We start from the raw sequence: 16,575 nt of genomic DNA, 5'->3' as shown, positions 1-16,575 counted from the left end.
ACTCTAATCTTGTACAATCACATCCTTTATATCATCTTTCCCAAATTCTGGCTGGATATTAACATGATTTATTTTAAATTTTTCGAATAATAGTTTTTCTATTTTAGAAAGAATAACATCAAATTCGGTTAATGTAATATTTTGCTCAAAATCTACATGAGCTTCAAAATGTGTTTCATCTTCATTTAATTGCCATACATGAATATGGTGTACATTTTTAATACTTTTAAAGGTATTAATTTCTTTTACAATCTCTTCAACAGGAATAGTATCTGGAGTAAAAAGCATAAGTACTTTTGTAGAACTTTTTAGCAAATCGAAACCCATCCAGATTAAGTATAAAGCAATTATAAAAGTAAGTGCACTATCAACCCAAAAAAACTGGTAATAATACATTAATAAACCACCAATTAAAACAGCAATACTTGCCATTAAATCTGTTAATAAATGTAAATATGCACTACGCATATTCATATTATAATTACTATCTTTTTTTAATAATAAAACACTAAAACCATTACCTAATATTGCTATTATAGAAAGCCATATTACTAGTTTACTTTCTATATTTTCTGGATTTTGAAATCGTTTTACAGCTTCAATAATTAATAATACTGCAACAATAATTAAGGTAGAAGCATTAATAAAAGCCGCTAAAATTTCTGCACGTTTATATCCAAATGTTCTTTGTAATGATGCCTCTTTTTTAGATAATTTATTAGCTATATAACTAATTATTAATGAAATAACATCGCTAAAATTATGTAAAGCATCACTTAATAAAGCTAAACTTCCAGATAATAATCCACCAACAACCTGTGCAGCAGTAATTAAAATATTTAAAAAAATAGATATTAAAAGGTTACGGCCTTTTAAGTCGTTATGGTTGTGGGAGTGATTATGTAAACTAGCATTTGCCAATTAGCAAGGTATTTTATCAACACGGTTTTGGTGTCTTCCGCCTTCAAATTTAGTTTCTAAAAAGGTATCTACCATCGCTATAGCTTGTTGTACTGCAGTATAACGTGCAGGAATACAAATAACGTTAGCATTATTGTGTTGTCTTGTTAGCTCTGTAATTTCTTTAGTCCAACAAATTCCTGCTCTAATATGGGTATGCTTATTAGCAGTCATTGCAACACCATTTGCACTACCACATATTAAAATACCAAATGTGGCTTTATTATATTCTACATCTTTAGCAACAGGATGTACAAAATCTGGATAATCAACACTTTCTAAAGTATCGGTACCATGGTTTATAACTGTATATCCTTTATTTTCAAGATGTTTTACAATTTCAAATTTATAATCTGTTCCAGCGTGGTCATTTCCAATTGATATAGTCATTATAGTAGTAGTTTTTATTTCCGCGTAAGCGAAAAAATAGTTGTTTGTTTATTAAAGGTGTAAAGTTAATAATTGCTCGCAACTATTAATAAGTAATAAGTACTAACTTATTCAAATAAACTACATTTAAAAAATTAAAATTTAGCCCATTTAAAAATATAGCTTAGCTCCTATTTTTACTGTACTTAATAAGCTACTTTACACATAAAATTAATCTGTTTTTTTTAAAATATTTATACGATGTTAACAACTAGGTAAATTAATTATAACTACTTGTTAATATCTACTCATAGTTTTTGAAAACTTTTATTAGGATTATTAAATAAATTTTTAAAACAAGAATTAAAACTACACTACCAAAAAAGTTAGCAATTATTTTTGGCTTATTTATCACTATTAAATTTTCATATACCAACACAAAAAATAAAAATACTTATTAAAAATAAGCTGTCAACATTGGTTATAAACAGTTGTTAATAGAATATATAAATATAATAAAAACCAACACTTTATATTGTTTATAACCTGTTAGTAGAAACAGAAAAGTAACATACCAAACAAAATAATAAAAAAGTTATACCGCTATTAACAAGCAATAATAATCAGTATTTTTTTTTTAAATTTTAAAAGAAAGAATAATAGTATATAATATAAATGTGCATAACTGTTTTAGTTAACTTAAACTTAAAGACACATACATTTAATAATAAAAACGTAGCTTTGTATAAACTTAATTACTTCACTCCTCGCTATTAAGTTAAAAAATAACCGAATTTCAAACTTTTACTTCGTAACTTAGAAATTCAATAGATTACAAATTAAATGACAAAAAATAAAAAGAAAAGGAAACCAAGTCATAACAAGATTTCCAACCTAACAAATACAATTCTAAGTATTTTAAAAAAAGATAGAAATAAAACCTTTAATTATAAACAAATTGCTGCTAAACTAGGCGTTAACGATGCTAGTAGCCGTAACCAGATAATAAAAAAATTAGCACAACTTAAAGCTAAAGAAGAAATAAAGGAGATAGATCGCGGTAAATTTCAAATTATAAACAATACAGAATATCATACAGGAATTTTTGATGCCTCTTCAAGAGGATCTGGATACGTTATTTGCGATGATTTTGATGAAGATATATACATAGCTTCAAATAATGTAAACAAAGCGCTAAACGGCGATGAAGTAGAATTATATGTTTACAAAAGAAGGAAACGCGGTAAACTTGAAGGTGAAATAACAAATATTATTGAGCGTGCGAAAACAGATTACGTTGGTATAATACAAATACACCCAAAAAATAACTATGCTTTTGTAGTGGTTGATGGTAATAAAATGAACAAAGACATTTTTGTACCTATCAACAAAACATTAAAAGCCGAAGATGGTGATAAAGTATTAGTAACACTAGAAGATTGGCCAGAAAAAGCCGATTCTCCTAACGGAAAAGTTTTAAAAGTTTTAGGTAAAGCTGGAGAACATAATACCGAAATTCACGCCATTTTAGCAGATTATGGTTTACCATACGATTTTCCTAAAGAAGTTGAAGATTATGCAAATAATATAGACTTAAAAATACAACCTGAAGAAATTAAAAAGCGTCGAGATATGCGTAAAGATTTAACCTTTACCATAGACCCTAAAGATGCTAAAGATTTTGATGATGCTTTATCTTTTACAGTTTTAGAAAACGGAAATTACGAAATAGGAATACATATTGCAGACGTTTCACATTATTTACAAGAAGGAACCGTTTTAGACGATGAAGCTTACGAGCGTGCAACCTCTGTTTATTTAGTAGATAGAGTTGTACCAATGTTACCAGAAATTTTAAGTAATGGTGCATGTTCATTACGTCCGCATGAAGAAAAATATACATTCTCAGCTGTTTTTGAATTAGATAATAAAGCACAAATTAAAAACGAGTGGTTTGGTAGAACAGTAACTTACTCTGATGCGCGTTTTGCTTACGAAGAAGCACAAGCCATTATAGAAAATAAAAACAATACCATTCTAGCCAAAGTCTCTTTAACAGGAAAAGAATATAAAACAGATCAAGCCATTGCAGATGCTGTTTTAAAAATGGACGAACTTGCAAAAATTATGCGTAGTAAACGTATGCGTTCTGGAGCTATTTCTTTTGATAAAGTTGAAGTAAAATTTAATTTAGACGAAGATGCAAATCCAGTAGGTGTATTTTTTAAAACCAGTAAAGATGCTAATAAATTAATTGAAGAATTTATGTTATTAGCAAATAGAAAAGTTTCAGAATTTGTTGGAAAACAAAAACCAGAAAAAACATTTGTATATCGTGTACACGATGAACCAGACGAAAGTAAACTAGCAGCATTACAAGGTGTTGTCGCAAAATTTGGTCATAAATTAAACTTTAATAAAGGCAATGTATCGCAATCATTAAATAAATTATTGGTTGATGTACAAGGTAAAAAAGAGCAAAATTTAGTAGATACTTTAGCCATTAGAACCATGTCTAAAGCAGAGTATACAACACATAATATTGGACATTATGGTTTAGCTTTCGACTATTATAGCCATTTCACTTCGCCAATACGTCGTTATCCAGATGTCATGGCACACCGTTTATTACAAAGGTATTTAGATGGAGAAAAATCGGCAAATGAAGAAGTTTACGAAGAAAAATGTAAACATTCTAGTACTATGGAATATCTAGCAACAAAAGCCGAAAGAGATTCTATAAAATACATGCAAATTCGTTTCATGCAAGACCATCAAGATGAAGAATTTAGAGGTGTAATTTCTGGCGTAACAGATTGGGGAATTTATGTAGAAATTATTTCAAATAAATGTGAAGGCATGGTAAGAACCAGAGATATAAAAGGCGATTATTATGAGTTTGATCAAGACCAATTTGCATTAATAGGTCGCGAAACAAAAATAATGTATCAACTTGGAGACGAGGTTATTGTAAAAGTAAAACAAGCCGATTTAGTAAAACGTCACCTAGATTTTGAATTAATAGGAAAAGCTAAAACTGAAGCTTAAACTTTATAATTCATGGTTATAACAATCAATTAAAAACTATATAACTAATGATTTTAACAACAACAAACTCTATTGAAGGTTTCAAAATAATAGATTATAAAGGCATTGTAGCCGGCAGTAGTTTTGAGTATAAAACAAAATTCTCTTTTAAAGTAGAAAAAAGTAAAGCCATTACAAATGATGTTTTAGATGAAGCCAATGAAATCGCTTTTCAAAAATTAAAAGAAAATGCTAAAAATCTAAATGCAAATGCAGTAGTTGGCATATCAATAGATTTAGAAACAGTAAACGGTACTTCTTTTTTTGTAAATGCCATAGGAACCGCAGTACATGTAGTTCCAGAAAAATAAATTTGTAAAACTGTAACACTTTTATTTTTTAGTACTCTTTAAAGAAACACTATTTACAATGAAAAAATTAGCAACAGTATTCTTATTTTTTATATCAATTTCTTTATTTTCTCAAAACCCAATAGAACAAAAAGTTGACGATTTTACAACCGTTAAAGTCTTCGATTTAATACATATTAGCTTAGTAAAAGCAAACGAAAATAAAGTTATTATTTCTGGTGAAGATGCTCAAGATGTAGAAGTTATAAGTAAAAACGGAACATTAAAAGTGAAAATGAAATTTGAACGTATTTTTGATGGTACTAAAACTTTTGTAGCAGTACACTATAAAAATTTAGATGTAATTGATGGTAATGAAGGAGCAAAAATTATAGGAAACGAACTCATTGTTCAAGACAATATAGAATTAAGAGCTCAAGAAGGTGCTGTTTTAAAAATAGGTTTAGATGTAAAAAAACTAGAAGTTAGAGCCGTATCTGGAGGCATTGTAGAAACTAAAGGAAAAGCAAAAAATCAAGATATTACCTTAAATACAGGTGGTATTTATAACGGCAGAACATTTTTAACTAAAAACACCAATGTAAAAGTTAGAGCTGCTGGAGAAGCAGAAGTTAACGCAAGTGAATTTGTAGACGCTAGAATTACTGCTGGTGGTGATATAGATATTTATGGTAACCCAAATACTGTAAATAAAAAACAAACTTTTGGTGGTAGAATTAAAGTACATAACAACTAAAACCACTTTAAATAATATTTTAAAAAAGCTTTAGTAACCGCGCTAAAGCTTTTTTTTATTAAAATGCTTAAACCTTTTATTTTACTTTAATAGTATAATTTCTTTACTTTTGTATTAAACACAATATACTATATGATAGAAGACATTCAGGCAGCGATACCACTAGGCTTTTTTTTAGCTTTCATGATTGGTCCTGTTTTTTTTGTATTGTTAGAAACCAGTGTTTTAAAAGGTTTTCGTGCAGCAGTAGCCTTCGATTTAGGTGTAATAGTAGCAGATGCTTTATTTATTGCTGTTGCCTATTTTTCTAGTTTTCAATTATTAGAAAACTTAAGCAACCATCCTGGATTATATGTTTTTGGTGGTACAATATTAACCATATACGGTTTTATAATCTACTTTAAAAAATCTAAAAAAGGATTAGAAACCACTGCCGAAATTGCCTCTCCTAAAACAAATTACTTAGCACTTTTTGCAAAAGGCTTTTTTCTAAACTTTATAAATATTGGTGTTTTAGTTTTCTGGTTAGGAATAATAATAGTTGTTGGACCAAATTTAGATGGAGATACCAATAGGTTTTTTATATTTTTTGGTGCCATGATTGGTGCTTACTTTGTAACCGATGTTATAAAAATACTACTTGCCAAGCAACTTAAAAGTAAGCTAACACCAACTAGAATTATAAAAATAAAGCGATTATTAGGTTTAATTTTAGTAGTTTGTGGTACTGTATTAATAGTAAAAGGCTTTTTACCAAAAGATCAATTAAATCCGCAGCAAATAATTGATAAAATAGAACACCAAACCAATTAAATACACATGTCTAAAACACAATACCATATTTACGTTATAGAATTACGTAAAAAGGTATTTACAGAAAACGCTAAGTTTAGAGCTGCAAATCCACAATTTAACGGCGTTTTAGAATGTTTATATGTAGGTATGACAAGCAAGACACCAAAAGAGCGTTTTCTACAGCATAAAACAGGATATAGAAATGCAAAAGGCTATAAGTTATCTTCAAACATTGTAGAAAAATATGGGTCTTACTTAAGGCCAAGTTTATATAACCATATAAAACCATTAGCAACAAGAGCCGAAGCATTAAAAATGGAAAAAGCATTAGCTTTACAGTTACGTAAAAAGCGTTACGCTGTTTGGTTTAATTAAAGCTTAAATAAGCTGTCACTAAATTAAATAATAAAATAAGAGAAGCGCTAATAAAAGAGTAATGCTTGTTTTTAGGTGTTAAGCAGAATTAGAACCGCTATAAACCTCTTACTATAAATTTTTTTAAAATTTAAAATAAAAAAAGCGCTACTAAAAAGTAACGCTTTTTTCGAGGTGTCGAGCGGATTCGAACCGCTGTAGATGGTGTTGCAGACCACTGCCTAGCCACTCGGCCACGACACCCTAATTTCCTAAAAAAATAGGAGACTCATTAATTATAACGAGAAGGCAAATATAAAAATAATTCCCTTTTTACACTATTTACTTCCTGTTTTTCTTTTTTCGGTTATTTCTATGGTAACCATCTCAACATCACCACCAATTGGAGGATTTATTTTGCTTACTGCAACAGTTACAACAGTAACTAGCTTATCTTCAGCAAAAATTCTATCTAAAATACGCTTAGCAACATGTTCTAAAAGTGCACTTGGCGTAGCCATTTCTTCAACTACAATTTTATTTAAAAGTACATAATCTACAGTATCTTTTAAAGCATCAGAACTTGCACTTTTTTGTAAATCGGCTTTTACCTTTAAATCTACACGATAATCACTACCTATTGCTGTTTCTTCTTTTAAACAACCATGATGTGCATAAACACGTATGTTTTCAACTTTAATTATTCCCATAGCGCAAATGTAATGCGAGTTTTTTCAGTTTAGCTATTATTTTTAAAATAAATTTTCAAAGCTATTTTAGCTTGTAAAAAAATCAAAAACATTACTTATTGCACTAGTTTTAGTTTTATAAAACTCTGTATAAGTACAATTTTTGCAAGTTACAGATGTAAATTTTTTGTTTTGTACATCAAAAATTTTAGATAATGTACCGCCAGTAGCACGCATTTGTCCTGTTTCGTATGTAGTATTATTACATTTTGGGCAGCTATAACTCATAAGTTTTATTGTTTTAATTAATGTTATAAAGTATATGTATAATAAACGGTTATTTTGTTACGTATTTTCATTAATTTTACAAACTATTTTTAAGTTGATTTAATAGCAAATAATCAATTAAAATCAAGAATACAAGTATGTCTACAGAAACAAAATCGCTCAATTTTTTAGAGCATATTATAGAAGAAGATTTAGCAAACGGATTAGAAAAAAATAAGTTACGTTTTCGTTTTCCGCCAGAACCTAATGGCTATTTACACATTGGGCACACTAAAGCCATTGGTATTAGTTTTGGTTTAGGAGAAAGATATAATGCACCTGTTAACTTACGTTTTGACGATACAAATCCTGCTAAAGAAGAGCAGGAATATGTAGACGCTATTAAAGAAGATGTATCTTGGTTAGGCTATAAATGGGCAGAAGAGTGTTACTCATCAGACTATTTTCAAGAACTTTACGATTGGGCAATTTTACTAATAAAAGGCGGTAAAGCTTACGTAGATTCTCAATCTAGTGAAGCCATGGCAGAACAAAAAGGAACACCAACACAACCAGGAGTAGATGGTCCTTTTAGAAATAGAACTGTAGACGAAAATCTTGAACTTTTTGCAAAAATGAAAGCTGGAGATTGCAAAGAAGGAGAGCATATTTTACGTGCAAAAATAGACATGCAGCATCCTAATATGCTTATGCGAGATCCTATTATGTATCGTGTTTTAAAAAAAGATCATCACCGTACCGGTAGTAATTGGTGTATATACCCAATGTACGACTGGACACACGGTGAAAGTGATTACATAGAGCAAATATCACATTCATTATGCTCACTAGAATTTAAACCGCATAGAGAGCTTTATAATTGGTTTAAGGAGCAAGTATATAACTTTGCTAAAGACAAGTACCCAATGCAGCCTAAACAGCGAGAATTCGCACGTTTAAACTTAAGCTACACAATTATGAGTAAACGTAAGTTACTTAAATTAGTAGAAGAAGGTATTGTAAACGGTTGGGATGACCCAAGAATGCCAACTATTTCTGGTTTGCGTCGTCGCGGTTATACACCACAATCTATTAGAAAATTTGTAGAAACTGTTGGTGTTGCAAAGCGTGAAAATGTTATAGATGTATCACTTTTAGAATTTTGTATTCGTGAAGATTTAAATAAAAAAGCCGATAGAGTAATGGCTGTTTTAGATCCTGTAAAAGTTGTAATTACAAACTATCCTGAAGATAAAGAAGAATGGCTTGAAGCCGAAAATAACCAGGAAGATAAAACTGCAGGATTTAGAAAAGTACCATTTTCTCGTGAATTATACATTGAAAAAGAAGATTTTAAAGAAGAAGCTGGAAACAAGTTTTTTAGGTTAAAATTAGGAGGAGAAGTAAGACTTAAAAATGCATACATTATTAAGGCAGAAAATGTAGAAAAGGATGCAAATGGTAATGTTATACAAATAAATTGTACGTATTCTACAGATACCGAAAAGAAAGTAAAAGGAACATTACATTGGGTATCTATAAAACATGCTTTAAAAGCAGAAGTTAGAGAATATGATAGATTATTTACAAACGAAGCGCCAGATAGCCATGCAGAAAAAGATTTTATGGAGTTTATAAACCCAAACTCTTTAAAAGTTATAGAAGCATTTGTAGAACCAAGTTTAGCTAATGCTAAAGTTGGTGAACAATTCCAGTTTCAACGTTTAGGTTATTTTAATGTAGATAACGATTCTACTGCAAATAATTTAGTTTTTAATAAAACGGTTGGATTACGCGACTCTTGGGCAAAAGCAAAACCTAAAGCAAGTAATAACAACCAACAAAAACAACCACAACAAAATAACCGTCCAGCTATAGAGCAAATAAAATCTTATGGTAAAAAGTACGATCGTATGCCAGAAGATAAGCAAGCAAAAGCGAAAGCAGAGATTCAAGAATTAGCAAAAAGCATCACTTACGAAGATCTAGAACCATTATTTGGCACATCGGTTAAAAAAAGTGGAACGCGAATAATTACCATGATTAGTTTAGGTGTTTTATTAAAAAATGGATTAGAAAAAAACGAAGCTATAAATGCATTTATCACTAAAGCTTTAGACGATAAAAATCAATTGTTAGTAACAGAGGCAAAAGCCTTGTAATTAACCAATTAAAAACATAACTTTACAAAGGCTGAAATTATAATAGTTTCAGTCTTTTTCTTTTTTTACAAACATTGATTACTTATAAAATTTATCATACATCAAACGCGCTCCCAAAATCTTGGGATTGTTTAAATCATAATGATATTTTTTTAAAACAACAGTTTCTTAAAGCCTTAGAAAATTCATGCCCAAATAATGTTACGCCATATTATATTGGTGTCTTTAAAGCTGAAAAACTTGTAGCAATAGCTATTGTTCAACGTGTAGAAATGTATCTTGATGATATTTTTAGAAATACAAACGATAACTATTTAATTAGAAAATCTAAACAAGTAATTTCAAAAATAGTAAGAGGTAATGCTTTAATTGTAGGTAATATAATGCATACAGGACAACATGGTTTGTATTTTAATAGACATGAAATTGAGTATACTCAATTTTTAAATGAAGTTTTTAAAGCTTTAAAAAGCATTGCACAACAAATAAAAAACACAAATAAAAAAAACGTTAGAATTATAGCTTTTAAAGATTATTTTAAAGCTGATGCTATACACAAATATGGGCATATTTTTAAAAGAGAAAAACTATATAAAGTGCAAGTACAACCCAATATGGTTTTTACAATTCCAGAAGTGTGGAAAACAAAACAGGATTATAGTAGTGCTTTAAATAAAAAATATCGTGACCGTTATAAATCGGCATTAAAAAAAGGAAAGGTAATTGAAAAAAAAGAGCTTGATTTAAACGAACTTATTAAATTAAAACCACAAATATTTCAGCTTTATAAGAATGTTTCAGATAATGCTAGGGTAAATTCATTTATATTAAACTCTTGTCATTTTATAGATTTAAAAACAGCTCTAAAAGATAATTTTAAAGTTTTTGGCTATTTTATAAATCAAGAATTAGTAGGTTTTTTTAGTCTAATAATAAACGAAAGAAAACTAGAAACTTACTTTTTAGGCTATAATAATAGTTTACAGAAAAAGCATCAAATATATCTTAATATGCTTTATGATATGGCTGTTTTTGGTATAGAAAATAATTTTAATACTATTATATACGCACGTACTGCAATGGAAATAAAAAGTTCTATAGGAGCAAAAGCAAAAGCTATGGATGTTTATATGAAACATACTAATACGTTTCCTTCAAATATGCTATTAAGATTTATTGTTAAGTACTTAAATCCTGCACGAGATTGGGTTGAGCGTCATCCTTTTAAGTAGGTTTTTAACAATCAATTAGCATCAAAAATTTTAATTTCTTCAATTTTACTATTAATTTTAGAGTAAAACCAAGAAATTATGGATAAAGAAGCACAACAAATTTTAACAGAAATTAGTCAAATTACTAGAGATATTGAGGAAAATTATCCAGAACTACAAAAATATCTAAAAGAAACCAGAGACACATTACCTCATGGCGATGAAGCAACTTTAGACAAAGAGTCTTTAGAGAATTATAGAAATACGCTAGTAGAACTTAAAGAACGTTATAAAAAATAGCATAAAAAAAGCCTCTAATTTTTAGAGGCTTTTTTATTTATTTGAGAGTAATTTGTTATTCTAATTCCTTTTTCTTTTTTGCATTTTTCATAGCTTCTCCAATTTGATTACTAGCAGTAAAACTAGCAACCATATCGTTTAACATATTACTTCCCGCTTGTGGTGAATTAGGTAGTAAAATTAAATTACTGTTTGTTTCTTGACCTATAGATTGTAAAGTATCGTAATGCTGTGTCACAACAATTAAAGCAGATGCTTCTTGAGAATTAATACCAACTTTATTTAAAACCTCTACACTTTCTTCAAGACCACGAGCAATTTCTCGACGTTGGTCTGCAATACCTTGACCTTGTAAACGTTTACTTTCTGCTTCGGCTTTTGCTTTTTCTACAATTAAAATACGTGCAGCATCACCTTCATATTGTGCAGCAGTTTTTTCACGTTCAGATGCGTTAATGCGGTTCATGGCAGCTTTTACCTGTGCATCTGGATCGATATCTGTAACTAAGGTTTTAATAATATCAAATCCGTAATCCATCATAGCATCATTTAATTCTGCTTTTACAGCTAAGGCAATATCATCTTTTCTAACAAAAACATCGTCTAATTTCATTTTTGGTACTTCGGCACGTACAACATCAAATACATAAGATGTTATTTGATCATGTGGGTAATCTAGTTTATAAAACGCATCATACACTTTGTCTTTTATTACTTTATACTGTACAGAAACTTTTAAACGTACAAACACATCATCTAACGTTTTTGTCTCTATAATAACATCTAATTGTTGTATTTTTAAACTTAAACGTCCTGCAATACGGTCTACTAAAGGTATTTTTAAATGTAAGCCAGATTGACGTATGCTATGAAATTTACCAAAGCGCTCTACAATAACAGCGGTTTGTTGCTTTACTACGAAGAAAGCAGATATTAAAATAATAAGTCCGAAAAATATAATCGGAATAAGAATAAATTGTCCCATGATAGATAACTGTTTTTTATGGTTAGTTAATGATTACTAATTTAGGTTATATTTGTGCTTTTATACCCAAATTTATGATTAAAAATATTCAACACATTATATTAGTAGTATTTACTATAGGTTTTGTTACACTTTCTTATTCGCAAAAAAGAAATTACGATATAAAAAACGGTATAGGTATTTCTGGTGGCTTAACTCAATATGATATTATAACAGATAACTTTAATACAAAAAAAGGAAATGGTTGGGCCGCAGGTTTAACAGCTTCTGTAATGCTACCTCACAAATGGTATGGTGTTAGTTACAGTATGCAATTAGCAGAAAATAATTTTAGTGTTGAAGGTAGACAATCTAACGTTTTTAATACGACTGAAGATATAGAATACAAGCTACTTACTGCACAACTTTCTTTTTTATTACACGTTAAATTAATAGAAAGCTATGTAACTTTTGATCTTGGACCAATGTTACAATACAATGCAGATTTAGAATTAAAAGATGAAAATCAAGAGAATTATTTAATAAATAATTTTGAAACTGTAACCGCACAAGATATTACCCCAATTTCTAGATTTAATGTAAATGGAGCAGTAGGTTTAAGTGCAGGATTTAGTCACTTTAAATTAAAAGCCCAATATATTTACGGTTTTTTAAATACTTTAAATAAATTAAACGACGAGGCTTTTAACGAGCTTAATCGTACTAACTTTAAAGGAAATCAATCCATGGTAGTTTTAACCGCGCAAGTAACGTTTTAATAATAAATAAATAGATTGTAATTTGTACATTTGGGTTTTAGCTAGTTTACTAAATACCAATACTATGAAACACAATCTACTTTTTATAATTGCATTTTGTTTTGCAACTTCTCAATTTGCAATAGCCCAAAACAGTAAACAGACTGTAGCAACAAATTGGTTAATCCAAAATCGTGAGATATTACAAATACAAGATGCTCACACATTGGAAATGTTATTTAGTAAAGTTGGACTATCTGGCGAGACATTTAGATATTACCAAATGCAAAATGGTGTTCAGGTTTTTGATGCAGAAATTACTATTCATGTCTCAAATAACAATGTCGTTACTTATTACGCTAGTACTTACGATGCTAGTGTAGAAACAATAAATACAATACCACAAATCACCCAAAACGAAGCTTTCGAGATAGCCAAAAATGAAATTAATGCAGGAGAAATTGCTTTTAAAAAGGAAGAACTATTTATCTACAATAAAAGAGAAACTACAATACTAGCATATATTGTTAGATTAGAACCTAAACAAACACCCATTGGTAGTTGGGAAATAATTGTAAACGCAGAAACAGGAACAGTTATTAATGTTGAAAATAAAGCATTAAACCATAAAGACAAGAACAAGAAAAAGGAAGAACCAAAAGCAAAAAGTAGTAACATGATGATGTTAGTAAATGGAAGTGGTTTTGTTTTTGAAACCGATCCTTTAACAGCAACAAATAATGTTTATGGTGGCCAATATGTAGATAATAATGATGCGACTAATGCAGCGTTAGATGCGGCTAGAACAAATGTAACTTTATTAGATATTACACAAACAGGTGGCCAATATTATTTAGAAGGACCTTATGCTGAGGTTGTAGATTTCGAATCGCCAAGTAAAGGCTTATTTAATCAAGCCTCAAGTGTATTTAATTTTAATAGACAACAAGACGGCTTTGAAGCTGTAAATGTTTATTACCACATAGATAAAAGTATGCGTTACATAAATGAAACATTGGGTATTAATTTAATGCCATACCAATATACTACTGGTGTAAAAGTAGATCCTTCTGGATTAAACGGAAGCGATAATTCACATTATTTAGGTGGTTCTGGTAGTTTGTCTTTTGGAGAAGGTTGTGTAGATGATGCAGAAGATGCAGATGTGGTTTTACACGAATTAGGTCATGGTTTGCACGATTGGTTAACAAACGGTGGATTATCTCAAGTAAATGGATTAAGTGAAGGTTGTGGAGATTATTGGGCAAACTCTTATAAAAGAAGTTTAGGGCAATGGAATACTACAGACGCGTCTTACTATTATGTTTTTGGTTGGGATGGCCATAATACTTGCTGGAATGGTAGAGTAACTAATTATGGTGCACAATATCCAAGTGGTTTAATTGGTCAAATTCATACAGATGGACAAATGTGGGCAACAACTTTAATGGAAATTTGGGAAGATATAGGTCGTGAAAAAACAGACAAAGCTTTTTTAGAAGGTTTAGCCATGACAAATAGTGGTACAAACCAACAAAACGCTGCAATAGCAGTAAGACAAGCTGCTATAGATATGGGAACAGCTCATGGTTATACTTGTGCAGATATTCAAGCCATGACAAATAGGTTTACTGCTCAAGGCTATAATATGCCAGCTTACAACTGTAATTTAAGTGTAGATGAGTTTAATTTAAATACGGTTGCAATATATCCAAACCCAACAAATGGTTTAATATCTTTTAAAAACCTTAAAGAGGAACAGGTTGCGACCATCTATAATATGTTAGGACAAAAAGTAAAAACCCAATCTGTTAATAGTACAACAAATTCAATAGATGTTTCGAGCTTAGCAACAGGTACATACTTTATTAAATTTAATGGAGTAGGTGCTGTGTTGAAATTTATTAAAGAGTAATTTGTAAGTTATTTTATACATAAAAAGCGAGCCAGATGGCTCGCTTTTTTTAATCTATTTAATCTATTTTTTTATAAAACCGAAATGACCTTTTCAATACGTTTTACAGTTTCAGCTTTTCCAATCATATACATAATATCAAAAACGTCTGGTCCTTTTAAAGCTCCAACAAGAGCTAAACGTAAAGGCATCATTATTTTACCAAAACCAATTTCATTTTTAGTAATCCAACCTTTTATTTCTTTTTGAAGTGTTTCTACCTCAAAATATTCAATATTAGATATAATTGAAACAAGCGTTGTCATAAGTTCTTTGGTTTCTTCTTTAAAAGCTTTTTTAGATGCTTTTTCATCAAAGTTTTCTGGCGCTACAAAGAAGAAGCTACTTAAGTCCCAAAAATCGTTTACAAACGTTGCACGTTCTTTAACTAAGTTAACAACCATAGCAATGTAATTAACATCGATATCTTTTAATGCTTCATGATTATTTTTAAAAGCTTCGGCTAACTCATCATTATTTTGTTCTTGCATGTAATGGTGGTTAAACCATTTTGTTTTATCTGGATCAAAACGCGCTCCTGCTTTATTTACACGACTTAAATCGAAAGCTTCAATAAGCTCTTCTAAACTAAAAATTTCTTGTTCTGTACCTGGATTCCAACCTAAAAAGGACAGGAAATTAATAACAGCATCTGCAAAATATCCTTCTTCTTTATAACCTTTAGAAATGTCACCATTTGGCGATGTATACTCTAAAGGAAACACTGGAAAGCCTAATTTATCTCCATCACGTTTACTTAATTTTCCTTTACCAGTAGGTTTTAAAATTAAAGGTAAATGTGCAAACTCTGGTGCATCCCAACCAAAAGCAGTATATAATTGCATGTGTAATGCTAAAGATGGTAACCATTCTTCACCACGAATAACATGAGAGATTTCCATTAAATGGTCGTCTACAATATTTGCTAAATGGTAGGTTGGCATACCATCACTTTTAAATAATACTTTATCATCTAAAATATTAGTATCAATTTTTATATCTCCACGAATAATATCTTTTAAATGTAATGTTTGGTCTTGAGGCGACTTAAAACGAATAACATAATCATCACCATTATCTAATTTTGCTTGTACTTCTTCTTGAGAAAGTGCTAAAGAATTATCTAATTTTAAACGGTTATGCCAGTTGTAAATAAATGTTTTACCATTAGCTTCGTGATCTTTACGGTGTGCATCTAAACTATCGGCTGTATCAAAAGCATAATATGCATTACCAGATGCTATAAGTTGCTCGGCATAATCTTTATATAAATGCTTGCGTTCGCTTTGTCTGTAAGGTCCAAATTTTTCGTTTTTACCTGGTCCTTCATCAAAAGGAATATTACACCAATTTAAAGCATCTATTATATATTGTTCAGCACCTTCTACATAACGGTTTTGGTCTGTATCTTCTATTCTAAGTACAAAAGTACCGTTATGTTTTTTAGCAAATAGATAATTAAATAGGGCAGTACGAACACCACCTATATGTAAAGGTCCTGTTGGACTTGGTGCAAAACGCACACGAACTTGTTTTGACATTTTTTTAAGTTTAAGACTGCAAAGATAGAGCAGAGTAGTGGGAAGCCCAAAATAAATTGTAGTATAAAAAAAACGGTAGCACAAGGCCACCGTTTAAATGTATTATAAAACTATACT

16 protein-coding genes and 1 tRNA gene are annotated in these 16,575 nt (G+C 29.9%); 10 read left to right on the top strand and 7 right to left on the bottom strand.

The window, feature by feature from the left end; genetic code table 11:
* Nucleotides 1-3 precede the first annotated feature (3 nt).
* Complete coding sequence (locus BM549_RS02610; RefSeq protein WP_290468838.1) at nucleotides 4-921, bottom strand: cation diffusion facilitator family transporter; 918 nt, start codon at nucleotides 919-921, stop codon at nucleotides 4-6.
* Nucleotides 922-1,350: a ribose 5-phosphate isomerase B gene (gene rpiB, locus BM549_RS02605; protein ID WP_290468837.1), complete on the bottom strand. Its 429-nt coding sequence runs from the start codon at nucleotides 1,348-1,350 to the stop codon at nucleotides 922-924.
* A gap of 822 nt (nucleotides 1,351-2,172) precedes the next feature.
* Between rpiB and rnr the strand changes: the two genes are divergently transcribed.
* From rnr to BM549_RS02580, 5 genes are all read left to right on the top strand, one after another.
* A complete protein-coding gene (rnr, locus tag BM549_RS02600) occupies nucleotides 2,173-4,377 on the top strand; it encodes a ribonuclease R (protein ID WP_290468836.1) in 2,205 nt (734 codons plus the stop codon).
* Between the two features lie 47 nt (nucleotides 4,378-4,424).
* Complete coding sequence (locus tag BM549_RS02595) at nucleotides 4,425-4,727, top strand: heavy metal-binding domain-containing protein (RefSeq protein WP_013869627.1); 303 nt, start codon at nucleotides 4,425-4,427, stop codon at nucleotides 4,725-4,727.
* 58 nt (nucleotides 4,728-4,785) lie between these two features.
* Nucleotides 4,786-5,463 (top strand): head GIN domain-containing protein, encoded by a 678-nt coding sequence (locus BM549_RS02590; protein ID WP_290468835.1) that lies wholly within the window; start codon nucleotides 4,786-4,788, stop codon nucleotides 5,461-5,463.
* A gap of 132 nt (nucleotides 5,464-5,595) precedes the next feature.
* Nucleotides 5,596-6,276 (top strand): LysE family transporter, encoded by a 681-nt coding sequence (locus tag BM549_RS02585; protein WP_013869625.1) that lies wholly within the window; start codon nucleotides 5,596-5,598, stop codon nucleotides 6,274-6,276.
* Between the two features lie 6 nt (nucleotides 6,277-6,282).
* The gene (locus tag BM549_RS02580; RefSeq protein ID WP_290468834.1) at nucleotides 6,283-6,633 is read left to right on the top strand and encodes a ribose-5-phosphate isomerase; all 351 of its coding nucleotides are present in this window, start codon (nucleotides 6,283-6,285) and stop codon (nucleotides 6,631-6,633) included.
* 172 nt (nucleotides 6,634-6,805) lie between these two features.
* Here the strand turns inward: BM549_RS02580 and BM549_RS02575 are convergent.
* The 3 genes from BM549_RS02575 to BM549_RS02565 all read right to left on the bottom strand — a co-directional run bounded on the left by BM549_RS02575 (nucleotide 6,806) and on the right by BM549_RS02565 (nucleotide 7,589).
* Nucleotides 6,806-6,876, bottom strand: a tRNA-Cys gene (locus BM549_RS02575).
* A gap of 74 nt (nucleotides 6,877-6,950) precedes the next feature.
* Nucleotides 6,951-7,322: a dihydroneopterin aldolase gene (gene folB / locus BM549_RS02570; RefSeq protein ID WP_290468833.1), complete on the bottom strand. Its 372-nt coding sequence runs from the start codon at nucleotides 7,320-7,322 to the stop codon at nucleotides 6,951-6,953.
* Between the two features lie 66 nt (nucleotides 7,323-7,388).
* Nucleotides 7,389-7,589, bottom strand: coding sequence for a zinc ribbon domain-containing protein (locus BM549_RS02565; RefSeq protein ID WP_290468832.1), 201 nt, complete (start codon nucleotides 7,587-7,589; stop codon nucleotides 7,389-7,391).
* A gap of 137 nt (nucleotides 7,590-7,726) precedes the next feature.
* Between BM549_RS02565 and BM549_RS02560 the strand changes: the two genes are divergently transcribed.
* The 3 genes from BM549_RS02560 (at nucleotide 7,727) to BM549_RS02550 (ending at nucleotide 11,241) form a co-directional block, all read left to right on the top strand.
* The gene (locus BM549_RS02560) at nucleotides 7,727-9,730 is read left to right on the top strand and encodes a glutamine--tRNA ligase/YqeY domain fusion protein (RefSeq protein ID WP_290468831.1); all 2,004 of its coding nucleotides are present in this window, start codon (nucleotides 7,727-7,729) and stop codon (nucleotides 9,728-9,730) included.
* Nucleotides 9,731-9,804: 74 nt separating this feature from the next.
* On the top strand, nucleotides 9,805-10,962 hold the full coding sequence (locus BM549_RS02555) for a GNAT family N-acetyltransferase (RefSeq protein WP_290468830.1): 1,158 nt from the start codon (nucleotides 9,805-9,807) through the stop codon (nucleotides 10,960-10,962).
* 78 nt (nucleotides 10,963-11,040) lie between these two features.
* Entirely contained in the window at nucleotides 11,041-11,241 is a 201-nt protein-coding gene (locus BM549_RS02550; RefSeq protein WP_013869618.1) for a hypothetical protein, read from the top strand.
* Nucleotides 11,242-11,296: 55 nt separating this feature from the next.
* Here BM549_RS02550 and BM549_RS02545 read toward each other — a convergent pair whose 3' ends face one another.
* The gene (locus tag BM549_RS02545; RefSeq protein ID WP_013869617.1) at nucleotides 11,297-12,226 is read right to left on the bottom strand and encodes an SPFH domain-containing protein; all 930 of its coding nucleotides are present in this window, start codon (nucleotides 12,224-12,226) and stop codon (nucleotides 11,297-11,299) included.
* A gap of 74 nt (nucleotides 12,227-12,300) precedes the next feature.
* Here BM549_RS02545 and BM549_RS02540 point away from each other — a divergent pair, with 74 nt between their 5' ends.
* On the top strand, nucleotides 12,301-12,984 hold the full coding sequence (locus BM549_RS02540; protein ID WP_290468829.1) for a hypothetical protein: 684 nt from the start codon (nucleotides 12,301-12,303) through the stop codon (nucleotides 12,982-12,984).
* Nucleotides 12,985-13,048: 64 nt separating this feature from the next.
* Entirely contained in the window at nucleotides 13,049-14,878 is a 1,830-nt protein-coding gene (locus BM549_RS02535) for a T9SS type A sorting domain-containing protein (RefSeq protein WP_290468828.1), read from the top strand.
* Between the two features lie 71 nt (nucleotides 14,879-14,949).
* Here the strand turns inward: BM549_RS02535 and gltX are convergent, their stop codons facing one another.
* On the bottom strand, nucleotides 14,950-16,458 hold the full coding sequence (gene gltX / locus BM549_RS02530; protein WP_290468827.1) for a glutamate--tRNA ligase: 1,509 nt from the start codon (nucleotides 16,456-16,458) through the stop codon (nucleotides 14,950-14,952).
* Between the last annotated feature and the right edge of the window lie 117 nt (nucleotides 16,459-16,575).

The sequence above is a fragment of the Lacinutrix sp. MedPE-SW genome (assembly GCF_001874145.1).
Lineage (GTDB): Bacteria > Bacteroidota > Bacteroidia > Flavobacteriales > Flavobacteriaceae > Lacinutrix.
This window is presented reverse-complemented; position numbering and strand designations above follow the sequence as displayed.

Coding starts and splice junctions, on each gene's coding strand:
- rpiB (WP_290468837.1), bottom strand. CDS start 1,350: ATGACTATATCAATTGGAAATGACCACGCTGGAACAGATTATAAATTT.
- rnr (WP_290468836.1), top strand. CDS start 2,173: ATGACAAAAAATAAAAAGAAAAGGAAACCAAGTCATAACAAGATTTCC.
- BM549_RS02595 (WP_013869627.1), top strand. CDS start 4,425: ATGATTTTAACAACAACAAACTCTATTGAAGGTTTCAAAATAATAGAT.
- BM549_RS02590 (WP_290468835.1), top strand. CDS start 4,786: ATGAAAAAATTAGCAACAGTATTCTTATTTTTTATATCAATTTCTTTA.
- BM549_RS02585 (WP_013869625.1), top strand. CDS start 5,596: ATGATAGAAGACATTCAGGCAGCGATACCACTAGGCTTTTTTTTAGCT.
- BM549_RS02580 (WP_290468834.1), top strand. CDS start 6,283: ATGTCTAAAACACAATACCATATTTACGTTATAGAATTACGTAAAAAG.
- folB (WP_290468833.1), bottom strand. CDS start 7,322: ATGGGAATAATTAAAGTTGAAAACATACGTGTTTATGCACATCATGGT.
- BM549_RS02565 (WP_290468832.1), bottom strand. CDS start 7,589: ATGAGTTATAGCTGCCCAAAATGTAATAATACTACATACGAAACAGGA.
- BM549_RS02560 (WP_290468831.1), top strand. CDS start 7,727: ATGTCTACAGAAACAAAATCGCTCAATTTTTTAGAGCATATTATAGAA.
- BM549_RS02550 (WP_013869618.1), top strand. CDS start 11,041: ATGGATAAAGAAGCACAACAAATTTTAACAGAAATTAGTCAAATTACT.
- BM549_RS02545 (WP_013869617.1), bottom strand. CDS start 12,226: ATGGGACAATTTATTCTTATTCCGATTATATTTTTCGGACTTATTATT.
- BM549_RS02540 (WP_290468829.1), top strand. CDS start 12,301: ATGATTAAAAATATTCAACACATTATATTAGTAGTATTTACTATAGGT.
- BM549_RS02535 (WP_290468828.1), top strand. CDS start 13,049: ATGAAACACAATCTACTTTTTATAATTGCATTTTGTTTTGCAACTTCT.
- gltX (WP_290468827.1), bottom strand. CDS start 16,458: ATGTCAAAACAAGTTCGTGTGCGTTTTGCACCAAGTCCAACAGGACCT.